Origin of the sequence: Streptococcus sp. 1453, assembly GCF_013276955.1 — a bacterium.
GTDB lineage: Bacteria > Bacillota > Bacilli > Lactobacillales > Streptococcaceae > Streptococcus.
In genome coordinates this window covers 82,510-101,554 of the sequence record NZ_VMLZ01000005.1, presented here as the reverse complement: position 1 = coordinate 101,554, position 19,045 = coordinate 82,510, and the positions used below count along the sequence as shown (strand labels likewise).

17 protein-coding genes and 2 pseudogenes are annotated in these 19,045 nt (G+C 38.4%); 17 read left to right on the top strand and 2 right to left on the bottom strand.

Annotated elements, in window-relative coordinates:
* Window positions 1–526 precede the first annotated feature (526 nt).
* The 7 genes and pseudogenes from HW098_RS04025 to HW098_RS03995 all read left to right on the top strand — a co-directional run bounded on the left by HW098_RS04025 (window position 527) and on the right by HW098_RS03995 (window position 7,974).
* Window positions 527–3,043, top strand: coding sequence for a lanthionine synthetase LanC family protein (locus HW098_RS04025; RefSeq protein WP_176139365.1), 2,517 nt, complete (start codon window positions 527–529; stop codon window positions 3,041–3,043).
* On the top strand, window positions 3,040–4,260 hold the full coding sequence (locus HW098_RS04020; protein WP_176139364.1) for an MFS transporter: 1,221 nt from the start codon (window positions 3,040–3,042) through the stop codon (window positions 4,258–4,260). Before HW098_RS04025 ends, HW098_RS04020 begins: the two co-directional genes overlap by 4 nt.
* Before the next feature lie 9 nt (window positions 4,261–4,269).
* Window positions 4,270–4,368, top strand: a pseudogene (locus HW098_RS04015) (phosphatase PAP2 family protein); the annotation flags it as partial.
* 27 nt (window positions 4,369–4,395) lie between these two features.
* Entirely contained in the window at window positions 4,396–4,815 is a 420-nt protein-coding gene (locus HW098_RS04010; protein ID WP_176139363.1) for a chromosome partitioning protein ParB, read from the top strand.
* Window positions 4,790–5,269 (top strand): GNAT family N-acetyltransferase, encoded by a 480-nt coding sequence (locus HW098_RS04005; RefSeq protein WP_176139362.1) that lies wholly within the window; start codon window positions 4,790–4,792, stop codon window positions 5,267–5,269. The genes HW098_RS04010 and HW098_RS04005 overlap by 26 nt, the downstream gene beginning before the upstream one ends.
* Window positions 5,270–5,396: 127 nt before the next feature.
* Complete coding sequence (rpoE, locus tag HW098_RS04000; protein ID WP_049512146.1) at window positions 5,397–5,984, top strand: DNA-directed RNA polymerase subunit delta; 588 nt, start codon at window positions 5,397–5,399, stop codon at window positions 5,982–5,984.
* Window positions 5,985–6,366: 382 nt separating this feature from the next.
* Entirely contained in the window at window positions 6,367–7,974 is a 1,608-nt protein-coding gene (locus HW098_RS03995; protein WP_176139361.1) for a CTP synthase, read from the top strand.
* A 366-nt stretch (window positions 7,975–8,340) separates the two neighbouring features.
* On the opposite strand, the gene HW098_RS03990 is transcribed toward HW098_RS03995, so the two are convergent.
* Window positions 8,341–9,972 (bottom strand): Na/Pi cotransporter family protein, encoded by a 1,632-nt coding sequence (locus HW098_RS03990; RefSeq protein WP_176139360.1) that lies wholly within the window; start codon window positions 9,970–9,972, stop codon window positions 8,341–8,343.
* A 239-nt stretch (window positions 9,973–10,211) separates the two neighbouring features.
* Here HW098_RS03990 and HW098_RS03985 point away from each other — a divergent pair, with 239 nt between their 5' ends.
* Window positions 10,212–11,408, top strand: a complete 1,197-nt coding sequence (locus HW098_RS03985) for a phosphoglycerate kinase (RefSeq protein WP_001096743.1) — start codon at window positions 10,212–10,214, stop codon at window positions 11,406–11,408.
* A gap of 80 nt (window positions 11,409–11,488) precedes the next feature.
* Here the strand turns inward: HW098_RS03985 and HW098_RS03980 are convergent, their stop codons facing one another.
* Entirely contained in the window at window positions 11,489–12,745 is a 1,257-nt protein-coding gene (locus tag HW098_RS03980; protein ID WP_050213065.1) for an ISL3 family transposase, read from the bottom strand.
* A gap of 217 nt (window positions 12,746–12,962) precedes the next feature.
* Here HW098_RS03980 and HW098_RS03975 point away from each other — a divergent pair, with 217 nt between their 5' ends.
* The 9 genes and pseudogenes from HW098_RS03975 (at window position 12,963) to grpE (ending at window position 18,836) form a co-directional block, all read left to right on the top strand.
* Window positions 12,963–13,124: a hypothetical protein gene (locus HW098_RS03975; protein WP_173229513.1), complete on the top strand. Its 162-nt coding sequence runs from the start codon at window positions 12,963–12,965 to the stop codon at window positions 13,122–13,124.
* Window positions 13,125–13,259: 135 nt separating this feature from the next.
* A complete protein-coding gene (locus HW098_RS03970) occupies window positions 13,260–13,787 on the top strand; it encodes an aromatic acid exporter family protein (protein WP_176139359.1) in 528 nt (175 codons plus the stop codon).
* A 76-nt stretch (window positions 13,788–13,863) separates the two neighbouring features.
* Entirely contained in the window at window positions 13,864–14,220 is a 357-nt protein-coding gene (gene glnR, locus HW098_RS03965; protein WP_000659547.1) for a transcriptional repressor GlnR, read from the top strand.
* 36 nt (window positions 14,221–14,256) lie between these two features.
* On the top strand, window positions 14,257–15,603 hold the full coding sequence (glnA, locus tag HW098_RS03960; RefSeq protein ID WP_176139358.1) for a type I glutamate--ammonia ligase: 1,347 nt from the start codon (window positions 14,257–14,259) through the stop codon (window positions 15,601–15,603).
* A 115-nt stretch (window positions 15,604–15,718) separates the two neighbouring features.
* Window positions 15,719–16,039 carry a PadR family transcriptional regulator gene (locus tag HW098_RS03955; RefSeq protein ID WP_000423972.1) on the top strand — a complete coding sequence of 107 codons (321 nt, stop codon included), beginning with the start codon at window positions 15,719–15,721 and terminating at the stop codon, window positions 16,037–16,039.
* A pseudogene (locus tag HW098_RS03950) lies at window positions 16,039–16,504 on the top strand (DUF2812 domain-containing protein). Before HW098_RS03955 ends, HW098_RS03950 begins: the two are co-directional and overlap by 1 nt.
* A gap of 73 nt (window positions 16,505–16,577) precedes the next feature.
* Window positions 16,578–17,090 (top strand): DUF2812 domain-containing protein, encoded by a 513-nt coding sequence (locus HW098_RS03945; protein WP_176139357.1) that lies wholly within the window; start codon window positions 16,578–16,580, stop codon window positions 17,088–17,090.
* A 160-nt stretch (window positions 17,091–17,250) separates the two neighbouring features.
* Window positions 17,251–18,285: a heat-inducible transcriptional repressor HrcA gene (gene hrcA, locus HW098_RS03940; protein ID WP_000255756.1), complete on the top strand. Its 1,035-nt coding sequence runs from the start codon at window positions 17,251–17,253 to the stop codon at window positions 18,283–18,285.
* A 26-nt stretch (window positions 18,286–18,311) separates the two neighbouring features.
* Window positions 18,312–18,836 carry a nucleotide exchange factor GrpE gene (grpE, locus tag HW098_RS03935; RefSeq protein ID WP_176139356.1) on the top strand — a complete coding sequence of 175 codons (525 nt, stop codon included), beginning with the start codon at window positions 18,312–18,314 and terminating at the stop codon, window positions 18,834–18,836.
* Window positions 18,837–19,045 lie beyond the last annotated feature (209 nt).

Below are 19,045 nucleotides of genomic sequence, written 5' to 3'. Positions count from 1 at the left end.
CAGATTCTGATGGAGGATTTAGCCCTTAAGTGTTGTATTAGTGTATTGAGACTTCATTTATCTGGATGTTGAAGTTTTGCTTGTGAGATTTATCTAAAAAACTTTTTAACTATATTTATAAAGGCTTTATAGAATTTTCCTTTCCGGAAAAAGAATTCTAAATAAAATTAGGAGAATTACCATGGAAACATTGTCAAATCTTGAGATGTTACCAGTTGCACCTCTTCCTACGCAAGTAGAAAGATTATGTGACTTTACATGCTCGGTTACAGTCGGTTAGTCTTAAATGCTTTTAGAACCTCTTCTTATTGAAATGTTGATGTCTGCATATAAAATATTTCATAATTCTTTATAGTTTGACAGTTCATTTTTAAGAAGTTCAAGTTTAACAGGTGCTTTCATGTATTTAATCAATTGTAGATTATTTACGAAAGTTTAAGATAGTTTAAGATAGTTTAAGATAGTTTAATTATATAGGAGAGGTGGGTTAGTCTACTTCTCCTTCTTTATATACGAGGAGTAATTAATGGATGTTCTTGAGAATTCAATACAACAATTTGATTCTAAAGTTAAGTATGTTTCTTCTGACTGGGTTTATTTTAGCTATAATAAGAATTTATCAGATTCGGGATGGAAAATTCACATAAGTTCACAAATGAAAGATGCGGTTAGTATCTTTACACTAGTAGCATCTTTTTTACGCGAAATTGAATGTTCATTTAAAGTTGTTAAGGATATTGAAAGTTTAAAAAAGATTAACTCTCCACGAGAAACGTCACCTATAGCCAATAAATTTATGGCAATTTATCCTGCAAATGACAAGCAAGCTCGTGAAATAATATTAGCGTTACGTGAGAAACTTGCTATATATTTTTCTCCAAGAATATTGTCTGATTTTCAATGTGGAAAATATTCACCACTGCACTATAGATTTGGTTCATTTAAAAAAATACAAGAATATGATGAAAAAAATCACAAAATTATTTATTTGTTGAAAAACGAGGAGGGGAATTGGGTAGAAGATGTTCGTAAAAATTTTCCTGTGATACCTGATTGGAAGGAGGATCTTTTTACTCCAGAAGAGAAGCAGGAGTTATTTGGAGAGATAGGGAAAATACCTGAGAATCATTTAATAAATAACTATAAATTTGAAATAATATTAAAAAAATCTAACAGAGGGAATGTATATAGAGCTAAAAAGAAAGATACTGGGGAAAAAGTTATTGTGAAACAAGTGCGCCCTTTTGTCAGCAACGATGTTGAGGGGAAGCATTTTGCTATCGATGAGATAAAAAATGAAGTTAATATGTTGAAGACATTAGATTCTCAGCTTTATACGGCAAACTTTATAGATGAGTTTGAAGTTGATGGAGACTATTTTGTTGTTCAAAGTTTTATTGAAGGATATAGTTATTTTGATTTAATTGGGGAAGAAAGGTTTTCTTATAGAACAAAATTAAAATTAATAGATAATTTAATATCAATTGTTAATTCTATTCATAGTTTAGGATATAAGATTGTAGACTTATCGCCTACAAATTTTATTTATAGAGAAGATGGTTCTATATTTTTAATAGATTTAGAGAATGTATCTCTGATAAAAGATGTACGACGATATGTAAAAACCCCTTTTATGGTAAATCCAGATAATGACCTATCTGAGAGTTCGATTAATCAAGATTATTTTGCTGTAGCCATGACTAGTTTTGCTATTTTGGTTGGTAGAACATTAGTTTTTTCGTCGGGAGACAATCTATACGATATTAGTTGTATTGATAAAATAAAACAAGCGTTACGAATCGCTAAAAATATGGAATATATATCAGAGAGTGTGTATTACTGGTTGATTTATCTGTTGAATTTAAGTGAAGCGAAAGAATCTACTAATATAATAAAGAAAATTAATGAAATTGAAATTTTGAATATTGATATGTCAGAGGTGGATTTTAATGTTAGTTGTTATGATTTTAAAAAGGAATCTGAGAAAGTAGCACATTTTATTTTATCACAAAATATTGATAGCACAGGTCGTCTTTTACCTTCAAATGAATTTGGAGAATTTGTTAACCCGATATCTTTTCAGCACGGACTGTCTGGTTATATAATATTTGTTACTCAATGTTTATCGTCTTCTGAACTGAAGTTAGTTAAGCAATGGGTTCAAAAGATAGAAATAACAAGAGGTAGCAAGAGTTATCTGTATCAAAATTCATTGTATTTTGGTGTGTCAGGATTTTTATGGGCTTTAATATTATTGTTTGAAAGAACAGGTGATATTTTTTATAAAAATAAAGCTACTAGTCTAGTAAATGAGATATTGTTAGATTATGACAACATTGGTAAGCAGGATTTTGTTTTAGGAAAGGCAGGTGTTTTGCTATCTCTTATGAGGTATTATGAGTTGGAAGAAACCGCCTATCTCGAAGAATTTATCCATACTGCAATTTTTGAACTTGAAGAGGAAATCGGTAAGGATTTTTCACAATATAATTCCTTGTTTGATTATAGTTTTGCTCATGGAAAAGCAGGAATAGCATATGTTTTGAATGAATATAAAATTTTATTTGATAGTAAGAAATATGATTCCATAATAAGTATTTTTACAGAAGAAATTGCAAAAATATTGTCACAAGAAATTTTGAAAAATAAAAATAGCTATAATAATTTAGAGCTATCTTGGTGTGATGGACTATCAGGATTGATTCTATATCTTTGTTTGGTCGAACCTCTAAAATACTCCAAGTTAATTTCGGAGGCTAGAGTGGTGATTCTTAACCACCACCTGAGTATGGAAACATGTTATTGCCATGGCATTGCTAGTCTGTTACAAACTTATGCGTATGTATTTGGATATAAAGATAAGAATGATATAGTTCAGTTGCTTCTTACTAAGTCTTTTAGAAAGTATGATGAACTTCTTGTTTTTCAAAGTGAGAATCGAAATTACGATTATTTTGATTTTGGTATTGGAACTTTGGGAATATATTGGGCACTGTTAGGATTTCAATTTCCTTTTGAACTGAAGAAGGAGGCAAACCAATGAATACTTTTTTGACCAATAAAAGTTATCGAATGTTGCTGATTAATCAATGGGTTTCGTCATTTGGTGATACGCTGTTTTATATTTCCTTTATTTCGTATGTATCGGAATATAAATTTGCTTCATTAGCTGTTCTTTGTATAACAGTTTCGGAGACTTTGCCACAGATTTCTCAGTTGTTCACAGGTGTTATTGCCGATTTTCAAAAAAATCGTGTCGCAAAATATATTGCTATATTGGCAAGTAAGTTTCTGCTTTATACTCTATTGACACTGTTTGTAGCGGATAAGAACTTCTCTATGGGGATGGTTCTCCTTATTTGCGGAATCAATCTTTTATCAGATACCATGAGTTATTTTGCGGGTGCTATGATTTCTCCTTTGTATGTGAGGATTATCGGAGATGATATGACAGATGCTATGGGGTTTAGACAGGCAACTGCTGGTGTAGTTAATATTCTCAGCAACCTTATAGGTGGAGTTTTGATTGGGGTTATCAGTCTTCAGATGTTTGTAGGTTTGAATGCTTTGACCTTTCTTTTTGCACTGTTGGGTGTGGTGCTTATTCGTACTTCTTTGAGAGATATTGAGGGACAGATGGAGGTTGGTAAAAGATTAACCGCAAAATCTTTTGGAGAGCATTTCCTCCATTCAATGAAGATATTGTCAAGTTTTCCAGCAATCATCAAATTAATATTCATTGCAGCTATGAACCAAGTGATTTTAAGTATTATTACCCCTTTAACGACCTTGATGTTGATCCATCATCCATTTATCTTCCTTGACACTGGGCAATCCATTGCAGTCTTGTCCGTGGTTATTTTTTCAGGAACGATTGTGGGAAGTTTTCTGAGCGGAAGTATCTTAAAAAATATTCCCATAAAAATGATTGCTTACTTTGAAGAAATTATGCATCTCTGTATTCTCTTTTCTTGGTTGACCAATCAGTTTCTCCTTTTATTGGCAGTTGTCTTCTTATGCGCAGTTGCTGTAGGAATGATGGGACCTCGGATTTTCAACCTTGTATTTTCGATGGTTCCAGAGGAAGTTATGGGAACCATACAGTCAGTGCTTGGAGTGTTTAATGTTGTTGTACCAGGAATTCTTAGTATGCTCATCGTTGCATTAGCGAGTGCTACAAACCTAAAAACCACAGTGATTCCACTTTTTATTTTTGTGTTGACTGCCTTAGCGATTGTGAGAGCAATGAAAATAGAGTAATAGTAGTATGAACTATTGTCTCTTTTGTGGATGGGAGTCCTGTTTATCGAGTTTCCCTTCTATGACAAACTCCGCTTCCAATGGCGATTTAAAGGCAAGCAGAAGTGAGTATCAAATTCCTTTGAGGAGAAAGAAATGAAAGTCAATATAGCAGATCTTCATCCGACTCAACTATACTTATCAGAAAAGAAGTTGCAAGATATTCAGATGCTTTATCAGTCGGTAGAACTAAACAATGTTGATCCAATTAGTATTCTTGCATTTGGAAATTGCTTGTTGATTACAGATGGGCATCATAGGGCTTATCAGGCTTTATTGGCAGGTTGGGATACGATTTCTGCTGAGTGGGATAGAGATGGTGGTGATGAACTATATCATTTCTATGCGCAAGCCTGCGAAGAAAGAAAAATCTACTCTGTTCTGGATTTAAAAAATCATATCTTAGCTCAAGATGAGTATGAAGCAAAATGGTATAACTGGTGTGATGGTTTTAATCAAGCAGTAACTCTCTTATTGAAAAGGAAAGCAGATGAAACAGATTTTACAAATAGATAATTCACTACGTCTCGTTCCTTATTGTAAGGTCAATCATTGTGAGGAAGCTTTTGCTTGGTATCAGAATGTGGACTTGGTTTACCTCGTAGATGGGGTGAAGCTTCCTTATAGTCAAGAAACTTTGGAAGCCATGTATTCCTATTTGGATCAGCATGGTGAACTTTTTTGGATTGAAGTCAAGGAGAAGGGAGAATGGTTTCCAATTGGGGATGTTACACTATCTCAGGATAATCTCCCCATTGTGATTGGGAATTCCGCTTACCAACATCGAGGACTTGGAAAAAAGATTCTAAGTGCTTTGATTGAATTGGCTCGAGTAAAAGGATGGAAAGAATTGAGAGTCAAGGAAATCTACACCTACAATTATGCTTCTAGGAGGTGTTTCAAGTCGCTTGGATTTGTGGAAAATGGAGCAACAGAAAAAGGAATGAGTTTTATACTGAAATTAGTCTAATCCTGCCACTTTCTCCCCCTTAACCTTTGACTATTCCGCAAAATTATCGTAAAATAAAGAGTAAATGATAAAATGAGGTCAGAGTCTGTTCACTCTGGCGATAGTAGTATAAATGAGGAGAAACGCTTTGGAATTAGAAGTATTTGCTGGGCAAGAAAAAAGTGAACTATCTATGATTGAGGTAGCGCGTGCTATCTTGGAACTTCGTGGTCGCGACCATGAGATGCATTTTAGCGATCTTGTAAACGAAATTCAAAACTACCTTGGAACATCAAACAGCGATATCCGCGAAGCCTTGCCTTTGTTCTACACAGAGTTGAACTTTGACGGTAGCTTCATCTCACTTGGAGACAACAAATGGGGGCTTCGTTCATGGTATGGTGTGGACGAAATCGACGAAGAAATCATCGCTCTTGAAGAAAATGACGACGATGAAGTAGCACCAAAAGCTAAGAAAAAACGTGTCAATGCCTTCATGGATGGCGATTCAGATGCTATTGACTACAATGCAGATGATCCAGAAGACGAAGATGCATACGAAGCAGATCCAGCTCTTTCATATGATGATGAAAATCCAGATGATGAGAAAAATGAAGTGGAAGCTTATGATGCAGAAATCAACGAAATCGCCCCAGATGACTTGGGTGAAGACGTGGATCTCAACGAAGAAGATGACGAGTTCTCAGAAGATGATGCTGAAACCAGCGAGGAATAAAAGTTAGCTATTGACAATTATCCTATTTTTAGGTATCATATTGTTCGGGCACCTCTTTTAGAGGTCGGGGCTCCCTAGTTCTTAGGGAGCTATTTTTGTTTTTTTCAAGAAGTTATCTTCTTGTGTTTTATACTCAATGAAAATCAAAGAGCAAACTAGCCGCAGGTTGCTCAAAACACTGTTTTGAGATTGTAGATAAGACTGACAAAGTCAGGAACACATATCTACGGCAAGGCGACGTTGACGCGGTTTGAAGAGATTTTCGAAGAGTATTAGTTGTGAATCTGGTGCAGTTGTCCCAGATTATTCTTATTAGTAGGGTCTTGTTTTCTATCTCCCCTCGTAGTTAACAAGGCCTTGAGCATTTTAGAAAGAGGAATCTATGTCTACGAAATATATTTTTGTAACTGGTGGTGTGGTATCGTCTATTGGGAAAGGGATTGTTGCAGCGAGTCTAGGCCGTCTCTTGAAAAATCGTGGTCTCAAAGTAACCATTCAAAAGTTTGACCCTTATATCAATATTGATCCGGGAACTATGAGTCCTTACCAGCACGGGGAAGTTTTTGTGACAGATGACGGAGCTGAGACAGATTTGGACTTGGGTCACTATGAACGTTTCATCGATATCAATCTTAACAAATATTCCAACGTGACAACTGGTAAAATTTATAGTGAAGTTCTTCGTAAGGAACGCCGTGGAGAATACCTTGGGGCAACTGTTCAGGTTATTCCTCATATCACAGATGCTTTAAAAGAAAAAATCAAGCGTGCCGCTCTAACGACCGACTCTGATGTCATTATCACAGAGGTTGGTGGAACTGTTGGGGATATTGAGTCCTTGCCATTCCTAGAGGCCCTTCGCCAGATGAAGGCAGATGTTGGTGCGGATAATGTCATGTACATTCATACAACCTTGCTTCCTTACCTCAAGGCTGCTGGTGAAATGAAAACCAAACCAACCCAACACTCTGTCAAAGAATTACGTGGCTTGGGAATCCAGCCAAATATGTTGGTTATTCGTACAGAAGAGCCAGCTGGTCAAGGAATTAAAAACAAACTAGCCCAGTTCTGTGATGTGGCACCAGAAGCTGTCATCGAATCATTGGATGTTGAGCATCTCTACCAAATTCCACTGAACTTGCAGACACAAGGTATGGACCAAATTGTTTGTGATCATTTGAAATTAGACGCACCAGTAGCGGATATGACAGAATGGTCAGCCATGGTGGATAAGGTCATGAACCTCAAGAAACAAGTTAAAATTTCCCTTGTCGGTAAGTATGTGGAATTGCAAGATGCCTACATTTCTGTGGTTGAAGCCTTGAAACACTCTGGTTATGCCAATGACGCAGAAGTTAAAATCAATTGGATCAATGCCAATGATGTGACAGCAGAGAATGTGGCAGAGCTTTTGTCTGATGCGGACGGAATCATCGTACCAGGTGGTTTTGGCCAGCGTGGTACGGAAGGTAAAATCCAAGCCATTCGCTATGCGCGTGAGAATGATGTTCCAATGTTGGGAGTCTGCTTGGGAATGCAGTTGACATGTATCGAGTTTGCTCGTCACGTTTTGGGTCTTGAAGGTGCCAATTCTGCAGAGCTTGCACCAGAAACAAAATACCCTATCATTGATATCATGCGTGATCAGATTGACGTTGAGGATATGGGGGGAACCCTTCGTTTGGGACTTTATCCATCTAAGTTGAAACGTGGCTCTAAGGCAGCGGCTGCTTATCACAATCAAGAAGTGGTGCAACGCCGTCACCGTCACCGCTATGAGTTTAACAATGCCTTCCGTGAGCAGTTTGAGGCAGCAGGCTTTGTCTTTTCAGGAGTTTCTCCAGACAATCGTTTGGTCGAAATCGTGGAAATTCCTGAAAATAAATTCTTTGTAGCGTGTCAGTATCACCCTGAACTGTCAAGCCGTCCAAATCGTCCAGAAGAACTCTACACTGCCTTTGTCACTGCAGCAGTTGAGAACAGCAATTAGCAAAATCAGAACCTTTGAGAAGAATCTCAGAGGTTTTTTGCATACGATGGATATTGCAGTATATCTGAGGTAGGAGTCCTTTGTATGTGCCTGCTACCCTTGAAATCAATAGCGACTCCCTCTTGCCCTGTGCTAGTGAATGGATTTATCAGTATATTGAAATAAGATGTGAACATCTCTATCAGGAAAGCCAAATCAATTTATAGAAATATTTTAGCAGTCAAGGTGTACTGTTATAGATTCAATACACTATACTTTTTTAATTTAATCCACTATATCTGCAGAATACTCTCTCAGTTTCATTCATCCTAGTCTTACTTAGGAAAAAAGTAAAAAGCCATCCCATTCAGGATAGCTTCTTGGTTCTTAGATTTGTTCTGCAAAAACCTTTTCGGCAAGGTTCATAGCGTGGTCTGATACACGGGTGTAGTGTGAGATGATGTCGATAAAGTTGACCCCAGCTTGTGTTGAACATTCGCCCTTGTTGAGGCGTTTGATGTGGGTTTTTCTGAGAACACGCTCTATGTTATTGATTGCTTCATGACGTTCTACAAGACTGCGTGCTTTTTCAATATCATTGTTTTCCACACTGTACAGAGCATCTTTGATAAAGTCACTAGTTTGACGGTAAACTTCCTCTAATTCTTTCAAGGCGGCATCAGAAAATTCAACATTTTTCCGTTGAAGATAGTCAGTCAGATTGAGTAGAGCCTCCGCGTGGTCTCCAATCCGTTCCAAATCACGGGAGGAATCAAGGATATTGGTGAGCACTTCGCTTTCTTTTTGACTGAGAGCTTCGCTTGAAAGGGCAATGAGATAACGTGTTAATTGCTCATCGATGGTGTTAATGGCTTCTTCGGTTTTATGCCCTTTTTCAGCAACTTTTTCATCCAAGTCAATGATATACTTATAGGAAAGGTCAAAGGCTTTGGCAGCGTAGTTTCCTAAGTGCAAGAGCTCTTTCTTAGCATTTCCGAGAGCGATAGATGGGGCTTGTTTGATGAAATGCTCATCAAGATATAAGGGTTCGTATTTGACAACCTCGTCCTCTCCAGGAATAATCTTGGTTACAAAGTAAGCCAGAGCTCCGATAAATGGAAATTGGACAATGGTGTTGGTAATATTAAAGGTTCCGTGAGCAAAGGCGATGGTCATTTCTGGTGCTAGATTTAGCGTAGATTCAAACCAATGAATCAGGGCTGTAAAAGGAACTAGAAAAATAACGCAGACGACTGTTCCGATAACGTTGAAGGCAACATGAGCTCCTGCTACCCGTTTAGCTGCAATATTAGCACCTAAAGAGGCAATGATGGCTGTAATGGTTGTCCCGATATTGTCACCAAATAGAACTGGCAAAGCTCCTTGCAGGTCAATGAGATTGCTGGCGTAGAGGTTTTGTAAAATCCCGATGGTAGCCGAGGAAGCTTGAATCAGTAAGGTCAAGCCAGTACCGACAAAGACACCCAAAACAGGATTCTTACTTAGCTCAATCATATAGTCCTTAAAGACCTGTAAATCTTTGAGTGGAGCCATTGCACCGCTCATGAGATTGAGGGCAAAAAAGATACCACCGACACCAAAGAGGATGCGTCCGATATTATTGACTGTCCGATTTTTCGTAAAAAAGAGACAGACAGCACCGATAAAGAGCATAGGCAGGGCATAGTCACCTAGTTTAAATCCAATAAGAAAGGATGTGACTGTTGTCCCAATATTAGCTCCCATGACAATCCCGATAGCCTGACGTAAGGTTAGGAGACCGGCACTGACCAGGCCGACTGTGATAACTGTTACACCAGAACTAGACTGAATTAGAGCAGTCATCCCAATACCAACCAGAACTCCAAAGAAAGGATTACTAGTATATTTGTCAATGTAAAAACGAAGGCGATCTCCAGCAGCTTGTTGCAAACCGTCTCCCATGGTCTTGATACTATATAAGAATAGTCCCAGACCACCTAAAAAGTGAAATAAAATTTCCTGCCAATTAATGGACATTTCTTTTTCCTCCGAAAAATAATAACGGAATATCTCCTATTCTATTTTAAAGGATAAAAGTAAATCTAACAAGTGTTAAGCTAAGATTTTAGAAAGAAAATTCGTGAGAAAAAGTAAAAATAATAGACTCTAGCATGGCATGAAGATTAAATATCGAAAAATCTTGTGAAATCTTTCCTTATATTTCCAAAGTGTGATATAATAGTTTCGAATAAAATAAATAAAGGGGTTTTTGTAACATGGCAAAACTTACTGTTAAAGACGTTGACTTGAAAGGTAAAAAAGTCCTCGTTCGTGTTGACTTCAACGTACCATTGAAAGATGGCGTAATCACTAACGACAACCGTATCACAGCAGCTCTTCCAACTATTAAATACATCATCGAACAAGGTGGACGTGCAATTCTTTTCTCTCACCTTGGACGTGTGAAAGAAGAAGCTGATAAAGCTGGTAAATCACTTGCTCCTGTAGCAGCTGACTTGGCAGCAAAACTTGGTCAAGATGTTGTTTTCCCAGGTGTCACTCGTGGTGCTGAATTGGAAGCAGCAATCAACGCTCTTGAAGATGGACAAGTTCTTTTGGTTGAAAACACTCGTTACGAAGATGTTGACGGCAAAAAAGAATCTAAAAATGATCCTGAACTTGGTAAATACTGGGCATCACTTGGAGATGGTATCTTCGTAAACGATGCATTCGGTACAGCTCATCGTGCACACGCATCTAACGTTGGTATTTCAGCAAACGTTGAAAAAGCAGTTGCTGGTTTCCTTCTTGAAAACGAAATTGCCTACATCCAAGAAGCAGTTGAAACTCCAGAACGTCCATTCGTAGCTATCCTTGGTGGTTCAAAAGTATCTGACAAGATTGGTGTTATCGAAAACTTGCTTGAAAAAGCTGATAAAGTCCTTATCGGTGGTGGTATGACTTACACATTCTACAAAGCACAAGGTATCGAAATCGGTAACTCACTTGTAGAAGAAGACAAATTGGATGTTGCGAAAGCTCTTCTTGAAAAAGCAAACGGAAAATTGATCTTACCAGTTGACTCTAAAGAAGCTAACGCATTTGCTGGTTACACTGAAGTGCGTGACACTGAAGGTGAAGCAGTTTCTGAAGGCTTCCTTGGTCTTGACATCGGTCCAAAATCTATCGCTAAATTTGACGAAGCTTTGACTGGTGCCAAAACAGTTGTATGGAACGGACCTATGGGTGTATTTGAAAACCCAGACTTCCAAGCTGGTACAATCGGTGTGATGGACGCTATCGTGAAACAACCAGGCGTTAAATCAATCATCGGTGGTGGTGATTCAGCTGCCGCAGCAATCAACCTTGGACGTGCAGACAAGTTCTCATGGATCTCTACTGGTGGTGGAGCATCAATGGAACTTCTTGAAGGTAAAGTATTGCCAGGTTTGGCTGCACTTACAGAAAAATAATTTCAGCCCGTTAGTCTCTACAAAATCCTGATTTTGTAGAAAAAGGGGCTCTTTGTCAACTGTAGTGGGTTGAAGAAAAGCTAAGATCTAGAAAGGACGAAATTCGTCCTTTCTTTTTTGATGTTGAGAGCGATAAAAATCCTTTTTTTGAAGTTTTCAAAGTTCCGAAATCCAAAGGCATTTCGTTTGATAAGTTTGATGAGATTATTAGTTGCTTCTAATTTGGCATTAGAATAAGGTAGTTGAAGGGCATTGACAATCTTTTCTTTATCCTTGAGGAAGGTTTTAAAGACAGTCTGAAAAAGAGGATGAATCTGTTTAAGATTGTCCTCAATGAGTCCGAAAAATTTGTCTGGCTCCTTGTTCTGAAAGTGAAAGAGTAAGAGTTGATAGACATTGTAGTGGTGTTTCAAGTCTTCTGAATAGCTCAAAAGCTTATCTAGAATTTCTTTATTCGTCAAGTGCATACGAAAAGTAGGGCGATAAAATCGTTTATCACTCAATTTACGACTATCCTGTTGAATGAGTTTCCAGTAGCGTTTAATAGCCTTATATTCATGGGATTTTCGCTCAAATTGATTCATGATTTGAACACGGACACGACTTATAGCACGGCTTAAGTGTTGCACAATATGAAAACGATCTAGAACAATTTTAGCACATGGAAAAAGCTGTTTAGCCAAGTCATAATAAGGACTAAACATATCCATCGTAATGATTTTCACCTGACAACGAACGACTCTATCGTAGCGCAGAAAGTGATTTCGTATGATAGCCTGTGTTCTGCCTTCAAGAACAGTGATGATGTTGAGATTATCAAAATCTTGTGCAATGAAACTCATCTTTCCCTTAGTGAAGGCATACTCGTCCCAGGACATAATCTTAGGAAGACTAGAAAAATCAGGCTTAAAACGGAAGTCATTAAGCTTGCGAATGACAGTTGAAGTTGAAATAGCCAGTTGATGAGCGATATCGGTCATAGAAGTCTTTTCAATCAACTTTTGCGCAATTTTTTGGTTGATAATACGAGGGATTTGGTGATTCTTCTTGACGAGAGGGGTCTCTGAGACCATTATTTTAGAGCAATGATAGCACTTAAATCGACGCTTTTTAAGAAGTATTCTAGTAGGCATACCAGTCGTTTCGAGGTAAGGAATTTTAGACGGTTTTTGAAAGTCATATTTCTTCATTTGACTTTCGCAATCAGGACAAGAGGGGGCCTCATAATCCAGTTTAGCGATAATTTCCTTGTGTGTATCCCTATTGATGATATCCATAAATTGGATATTAGGGTCTTTGATATCGAGCAGTTTTGTGATAAAATGTAATTGTTCCATATGAATCTTTCTAATGAGTTGTTTGGTCGCTTTTCATTATAGATCTTATGGGACTTTTTTTCTATACAAAAATAGGCTCCATAATATCTATAGAGGATTTACCCACTACAAATATTATAGAGCCGAAAAAGGAAGAAAACTGAAACGTTAACAAAAAGGTGGCTATGTCACCTTTTTGTGTTAGTGTAGGTATTTGTGACGCGGTGGTGGGGCATCAATGGAGCTTCTTGAAGGTAATACTCTTCGAAAATCTCTTCAAACCACGTCAACGTCGCCTTGCCGTACTCAAGTACAGCCTGCGGCTAGTTTCCTAGTTTGTTCTTTGATTTTCATTGAGTATAAAGTTCTTCCAGGACTTGCAGCCTTGACAGAAAAATAAGATTAACTAAATGAATCAAAGAAGAGAGGGATGAAAGTTCCTCTTTTCTTTTGCTCAAAATAAAAACGCTTCCTCTCAACTATTCCTCATAAAATCACCCAAATTATGATAAAATGGAAATAGAAAGTTGAGATTATGAGTTATTTTAAAAAATATAAATTCGATAAATCCCAGTTTAAACTTGGTATGCGAACTTTTAAAACAGGTATTGCTGTTTTCCTAGTTCTCTTGATTTTTGGCTTTTTTGGTTGGAAAGGTCTTCAAATTGGTGCTTTGACAGCTGTTTTTAGCTTGAGGGAGAGTTTTGATAAGAGTGTCCATTTTGGGACTTCGCGTATTCTAGGAAATAGTATCGGTGGCCTCTATGCCTTGGTTTTCTTCCTAATAAATAGTTTTTTCCACGAAGCCTTTTGGGTAACCTTGGTTGTTGTTCCGATTTGTACCATGTTAACCATTATGACAAATGTAGCCATGAATAACAAAGCAGGGGTTATTGGTGGTGTAGCGGCTATGTTAATCATTACCCTGTCAATTCCGAGTGGTGAGACGATTTTGTACGTGTTTGCGCGTGTATTTGAAACTTTCATGGGAGTTTTTGTCGCAATTCTCGTAAATTACGATATTGATCGCATTCGGCTCTTTTTAGAGAAAAAAGAAAAATAATGTTACATTTTATAACATTATCAATTGACGTTTGTCTTTTTTTAGACTATAATAGACAGAAAGAAGGAAATTGTAAATGAAGGAAAAAGAATTTCGCCGAAATATGGCTGTTTTTCCTATCGGCAGTGTTATGAAGTTGACCGATCTATCGGCGCGTCAGATTCGTTATTATGAAGATCAAGAGTTGATTAAGCCTGATCGAAACGAAGGGAACCGTCGCATGTATTCCTTGAATGACATGGATCGTCTGCTTGAAATCAAAGATTACATCTCTGAAGGTTATAATATCGCTGCCATTAAGAAAAAATATGCTGAACGTGAAGCGAAATCCAAGAAAGCGGTGAGTCAGACTGAGGTGCGCCGTGCACTTCACAATGAACTCCTCCAACAGGGTCGCTTTGCTTCAGTACAGTCACCTTTTGGTCGCGGTTAGGCAACCGCAAGTAGTCATACATTAAGGAGAAAACTCATGCCAATCACAGCTGCAGATATTCGTCGTGAAGTCAAGGAAAAAAATGTTACCTTTATTCGTCTCATGTTTTCAGATATTTTGGGAACCATGAAAAACGTCGAAATTCCTGCTACAGATGAACAGTTAGATAAAGTCTTGTCAAATAAGGCTATGTTTGATGGATCTTCTATTGAAGGTTTTGTACGTATCAATGAGTCAGATATGTACTTGTACCCTGACTTGGATACATGGACAGTCTTCCCTTGGGGAGATGAAAATGGAAGTGTTGCAGGTTTGATCTGTGATGTCTATACAACAGAAGGTGAACCATTTGCAGGTGACCCTCGTGGCAATTTGAAACGAGCTCTTCGTCACATGGAAGAAGTAGGATTCAAATCCTTCAACCTTGGACCAGAGCCAGAATTCTTCCTATTTAAACTGGATGAAAATGGGGACCCAACACTTGAAGTAAATGACAAGGGTGGCTACTTTGATTTGGCACCTACTGACCTTGCGGACAATACACGTCGTGAGATTGTGAATGTCTTGACCAAAATGGGATTTGAAGTAGAAGCGAGTCACCACGAGGTTGCGGTTGGACAACACGAGATTGACTTTAAGTACGATGAAGTTCTCTGTGCTTGTGATAAGATTCAAATCTTTAAACTTGTTGTTAAAACCATTGCTCGCAAACACGGACTTTACGCAACCTTTATGGCCAAACCAAAATTTGGTATTGCTGGATCAGGTATGCACTGTAATATGTCCTTGTTTGATGAAGAAGGAAACAATGCCTTCTTTGATCCAAATGATCCAAAAGGAATGCAGTTGTCAGAAACTGCCTACCATTTCCTTGGCGGTTTGATCAAGCATGCCTACAACTATACTGCCATCATGAACCCAACAGTTAACTCATACAAACGTTTGGTTCCTGGTTATGAAGCACCTGTTTACATTGCTTGGGCTGGTCGTAACCGTTCGCCACTTGTGCGCGTACCTGCTTCACGTGGCATGGGAACTCGTCTTGAGTTGCGTTCAGTGGATCCGATGGCAAACCCATACATCGCTATGGCTGTTCTTTTGGAGGTTGGTTTGCATGGTATTGAAAACAAAATCGAAGCACCAGCTCCTATCGAAGAAAATATCTACATCATGACAGCAGAAGAACGCAAGGAAGCTGGTATTACAGACCTTCCATCAACCCTTCACAACGCTTTGAAAGCTTTGACAGAAGATGAGGTTGTCAGAGCAGCTCTTGGAGAACATATCTATACTAGTTTCCTTGAAGCCAAGCGAATCGAATGGGCTAGCTATGCAACCTTCGTTTCACAATGGGAAATTGATAACTATTTAGACCTTTACTAATCATAGACGAAAGATTGCCTGAGGGCGGTCTTTTTTTCTTGTGTTTTATATCGAGGTGTGATATATTTTATATAACGAAGTGCGATATATCGAACTGAATAGGAGGTGGCTATAAATGGAATTAACAGATAAGATTCGTCGAGTTTATCTTCCCATGACGGAAACAGGTTTTTATATCTTGTTCTGTCTGCAAAAGGAAGGTCATGGTTATAGCATTACGCAAAAGGTCAAGGAGATGACAGATTCTCAAGTTTCGATTAGTCCTGGGACTATGTATGGAACCTTGTCAAAGATGGAAAAGGATGGTTTGATTTCCTTTGTCCGAGAAGAGGAAAAACGGAAAATCTATCAAATCACAGACTTGGGACGAAAAGTCTTAGATATTGAATTGAAACGTATTGAACGGCTCTATAGAAACAGTCGGGAGGAAGGATGATGGAAAAGAAAATTGTTTATCGAATTGCTACCATTGCGGATTATGATAGAGAGGCTTTATATCTTAGAAAAATGCATGCTGAGGGCTGGAAGCTCAAGGAAGTAACCTACTCTAACTTAGTAGTTGCGGTTAAGTATACTTTTGAAAAGTGCCAACCGGAGCAGGTGTCTTATCAGTTGGACTTCTATCCTATGAAAAAATCTGATAGAGCCACCTATTTACAATTGTTTAAAGACTGTGGCTGGGAGCATATTACAGACTTTAATGGGTTTTCCTACTTTAGAAAGCTTCATTCTGGAATTGAGTCGGATGCTTCCTATTTTGCTTCTCTTTTTAGCTCTACTACCGGTTTTCTCAAAGTTTGTCACTGGAGGTAGTTCTTTCAGTTGGGAAATGTTTTTGATTGTTATAATAGATGGTGTTTTATTGATAGTTCATGCGATTCAGATTTCTTATATTTTTTAGAGATTGGGTCAAAAGTGGAAAGAATTATCTAATAAATAACGCCAGGCATGTTTTCTAATTTTGGGGTAAGACAATGAATAGCAGAGTAGAATTTCGGATTTTTACCATTGTTGATTTGGACAAGGAAGAAGAATATTTACATGAGATGCATTTGAAGGGTTGGAGATATAGAACGAGTCGTTTTGGTTTGTTCTATTTTGACCAATGTCAACCAGACGATGTCATCTACTGTATCTATGATTCTAGATTTCTTAAAAAATATAAGCATGAACTGCAAGATTTTAGAAATAGAGGTTGGGAATTGATAGAAAGAGGTTTTTGTTCGATTCTTCGTAAATCGTCTTCTAATTTACTTCCAGAGGATCAAGTCTATATGAGTAAGGGGCTCAGATGGGAAGTTATGCGATATAGATTTCGTTCATGTACAGTTGCTTTCTCAGGCGGTCTTGTTGTTTGTATGAGTTTGTTTCGAGAAGAACTGTCGCAATCTTTCTTTGTCATTTTTGCTCTATATTCCTTTATGATTTCTTATCTAATCCATAGTTTTTTCAGACTTAAAAGGAAATACCAAGTAGATGGGAGGTAGGGTTCTAGGTCTTTAGACTGATTTTTAGCACTCTTGATAAAAGAGTGCTAATTTTTTGAGTTTTTGTCTTGACATTCTCTTTTAAGGGTGTATAATAGAATCATAAGTTAGCACTTGAGTGTGTCGAGTGCTAATCGATCAGACAGAGAGGAGTGATGAGGTGGTTACAGAGCGTCAGCAGGATATTCTAAATCTGATTATTGACATCTTTACCAAAACGCACGAACCTGTCGGATCCAAAGCCTTGCAAGAGTCTATTAACTCTAGCAGTGCAACCATTCGTAATGACATGGCGGCTCTAGAAAAGCAAGGTTTGCTTGAGAAGGCTCATACTTCAAGTGGTCGGATGCCAAGTGTTGCTGGTTTTCAGTACTATGTAAAACACTCACTGGATTTTGACCGACTGGCTGAAAATGAGGTTTACGAGATTGTCAAAGCCTTTGATCAGGAATTCTTCAAGCTAGAAGATATTCTGCAAGAAGCTGCTAATCTACTGACAGACCTGAGTGGCTGTACGGTAGTAGCACTGGACGTTGAGCCGAGCAGACAACGATTGACAGCCTTTGATATCGTTGTTTTGGGGCAACATACAGCCTTGGCGGTATTCACCCTAGACGAGTCTCGAACGGTTACCAGTCAATTTCTGATTCCAAGGAACTTCTTGCAGGAGGATTTGCTGAAACTGAAGAACATTATTCAGGAACGTTTTCTCGGCCACACCGTGCTAGATATTCACTACAAGATTCGGACGGAGATTCCGCAGATTATCCAGCGTTACTTTACAACAACGGACAATGTTATCGATCTCTTTGAACATATCTTTAAGGAAATGTTCAACGAAAACATTGTGGTGGCGGGCAAGGTTAATCTCTTGAATTTTGCCAATCTAGCAGCCTATCAGTTCTTTGATCAACCGCAAAAGGTGGCTCTGGAGATTCGTGAGGGTTTGCATGAAGATCAGATGCAAAATGTTCGTGTTGCGGACAGTCAAGAGTCCTGTCTAGCTGACCTAGCGGTGATTAGTAGCAAGTTCCTCATTCCTTATCGGGGAGTTGGAATTCTAGCCATTATCGGTCCAGTCAATCTGGATTACCAACAGCTAATCAACCAAGTCAATGTGGTCAACCGTGTTTTGACCATGAAGTTGACAGATTTTTACCGCTACCTTAGTAGTAATCATTACGAAGTACATTAAGATTGAAATCATTAAAGGAGGCGAAAATGGTCCAAGATATAAAAAATGAAGAAGTAGAAGAAGTTCAAGAAGAGGAAGTTGTGGAAACAACTGAAGAAACGACTCCTGAGAAGTCTGAGTTGGACTTGGCAAATGAACGTGCAGATGAGTTCGAAAATAAATACCTTCGCGCTCATGCAGAAATGCAAAATATCCAACGCCGTGCCAATGAAGAGCGTCAAAACTTGCAACATTATCGTAGCCAGGACTTGGCAAAAGCGATTCTCCCTTCTTTGGATAACCTTGAGCGTGCACTCGCGGTTGAAGGATTGACAGACGATGTCAAAAAAGGATTGGAGATGGTGCAAGAAAGCTTGATTCACGCTTTGAAAGAAGAAGGAATCGAAGAAATCGCAGCTGACGGTGAATTTGACCATAACTACCATATGGCCATCCAAACTCTCCCAGCAGACGATGAACATCCAGCAGATACCATCGCCCAAGTTTTCCAAAAAGGCTACAAACTCCATGACCGCATCCTACGCCCAGCAATGGTAGTGGTGTACAACTAGGCAATTCTGACGGCAGCTAAAGCAACTCGTCAGAAAACGGCAATCGCTATGGCGTTTGCCTAGCCTCCTTACTAACTCGTCGTCGAAATAAAATCGATTTCGACTCCTCGTGTCGCAATTTACATAATAGAAAACTTGTCCGAAACGACAATAAACTATGAAGAAAGATAAGAGGCAAGCCGGAGGCTTGCAAGGAAGATATTTCCTAC

What these genes read in the sequence shown, in the direction of transcription:
- HW098_RS04005 (WP_176139362.1), top strand. Translation starts at nt 4,790, where the DNA reads ATGAAACAGATTTTACAAATAGATAATTCACTACGTCTCGTTCCTTAT.
- HW098_RS03995 (WP_176139361.1), top strand. Translation starts at nt 6,367, where the DNA reads ATGTCTACGAAATATATTTTTGTAACTGGTGGTGTGGTATCGTCTATT.
- HW098_RS03970 (WP_176139359.1), top strand. Translation starts at nt 13,260, where the DNA reads ATGAGTTATTTTAAAAAATATAAATTCGATAAATCCCAGTTTAAACTT.
- grpE (WP_176139356.1), top strand. Translation starts at nt 18,312, where the DNA reads ATGGTCCAAGATATAAAAAATGAAGAAGTAGAAGAAGTTCAAGAAGAG.
- HW098_RS04025 (WP_176139365.1), top strand. Translation starts at nt 527, where the DNA reads ATGGATGTTCTTGAGAATTCAATACAACAATTTGATTCTAAAGTTAAG.
- glnA (WP_176139358.1), top strand. Translation starts at nt 14,257, where the DNA reads ATGCCAATCACAGCTGCAGATATTCGTCGTGAAGTCAAGGAAAAAAAT.
- HW098_RS04010 (WP_176139363.1), top strand. Translation starts at nt 4,396, where the DNA reads ATGAAAGTCAATATAGCAGATCTTCATCCGACTCAACTATACTTATCA.
- HW098_RS03945 (WP_176139357.1), top strand. Translation starts at nt 16,578, where the DNA reads ATGAATAGCAGAGTAGAATTTCGGATTTTTACCATTGTTGATTTGGAC.
- glnR (WP_000659547.1), top strand. Translation starts at nt 13,864, where the DNA reads ATGAAGGAAAAAGAATTTCGCCGAAATATGGCTGTTTTTCCTATCGGC.
- HW098_RS03985 (WP_001096743.1), top strand. Translation starts at nt 10,212, where the DNA reads ATGGCAAAACTTACTGTTAAAGACGTTGACTTGAAAGGTAAAAAAGTC.
- HW098_RS03990 (WP_176139360.1), bottom strand. Translation starts at nt 9,972, where the DNA reads ATGTCCATTAATTGGCAGGAAATTTTATTTCACTTTTTAGGTGGTCTG.
- HW098_RS03975 (WP_173229513.1), top strand. Translation starts at nt 12,963, where the DNA reads ATGGAGCTTCTTGAAGGTAATACTCTTCGAAAATCTCTTCAAACCACG.
- HW098_RS03955 (WP_000423972.1), top strand. Translation starts at nt 15,719, where the DNA reads ATGGAATTAACAGATAAGATTCGTCGAGTTTATCTTCCCATGACGGAA.
- HW098_RS04020 (WP_176139364.1), top strand. Translation starts at nt 3,040, where the DNA reads ATGAATACTTTTTTGACCAATAAAAGTTATCGAATGTTGCTGATTAAT.
- HW098_RS03980 (WP_050213065.1), bottom strand. Translation starts at nt 12,745, where the DNA reads ATGGAACAATTACATTTTATCACAAAACTGCTCGATATCAAAGACCCT.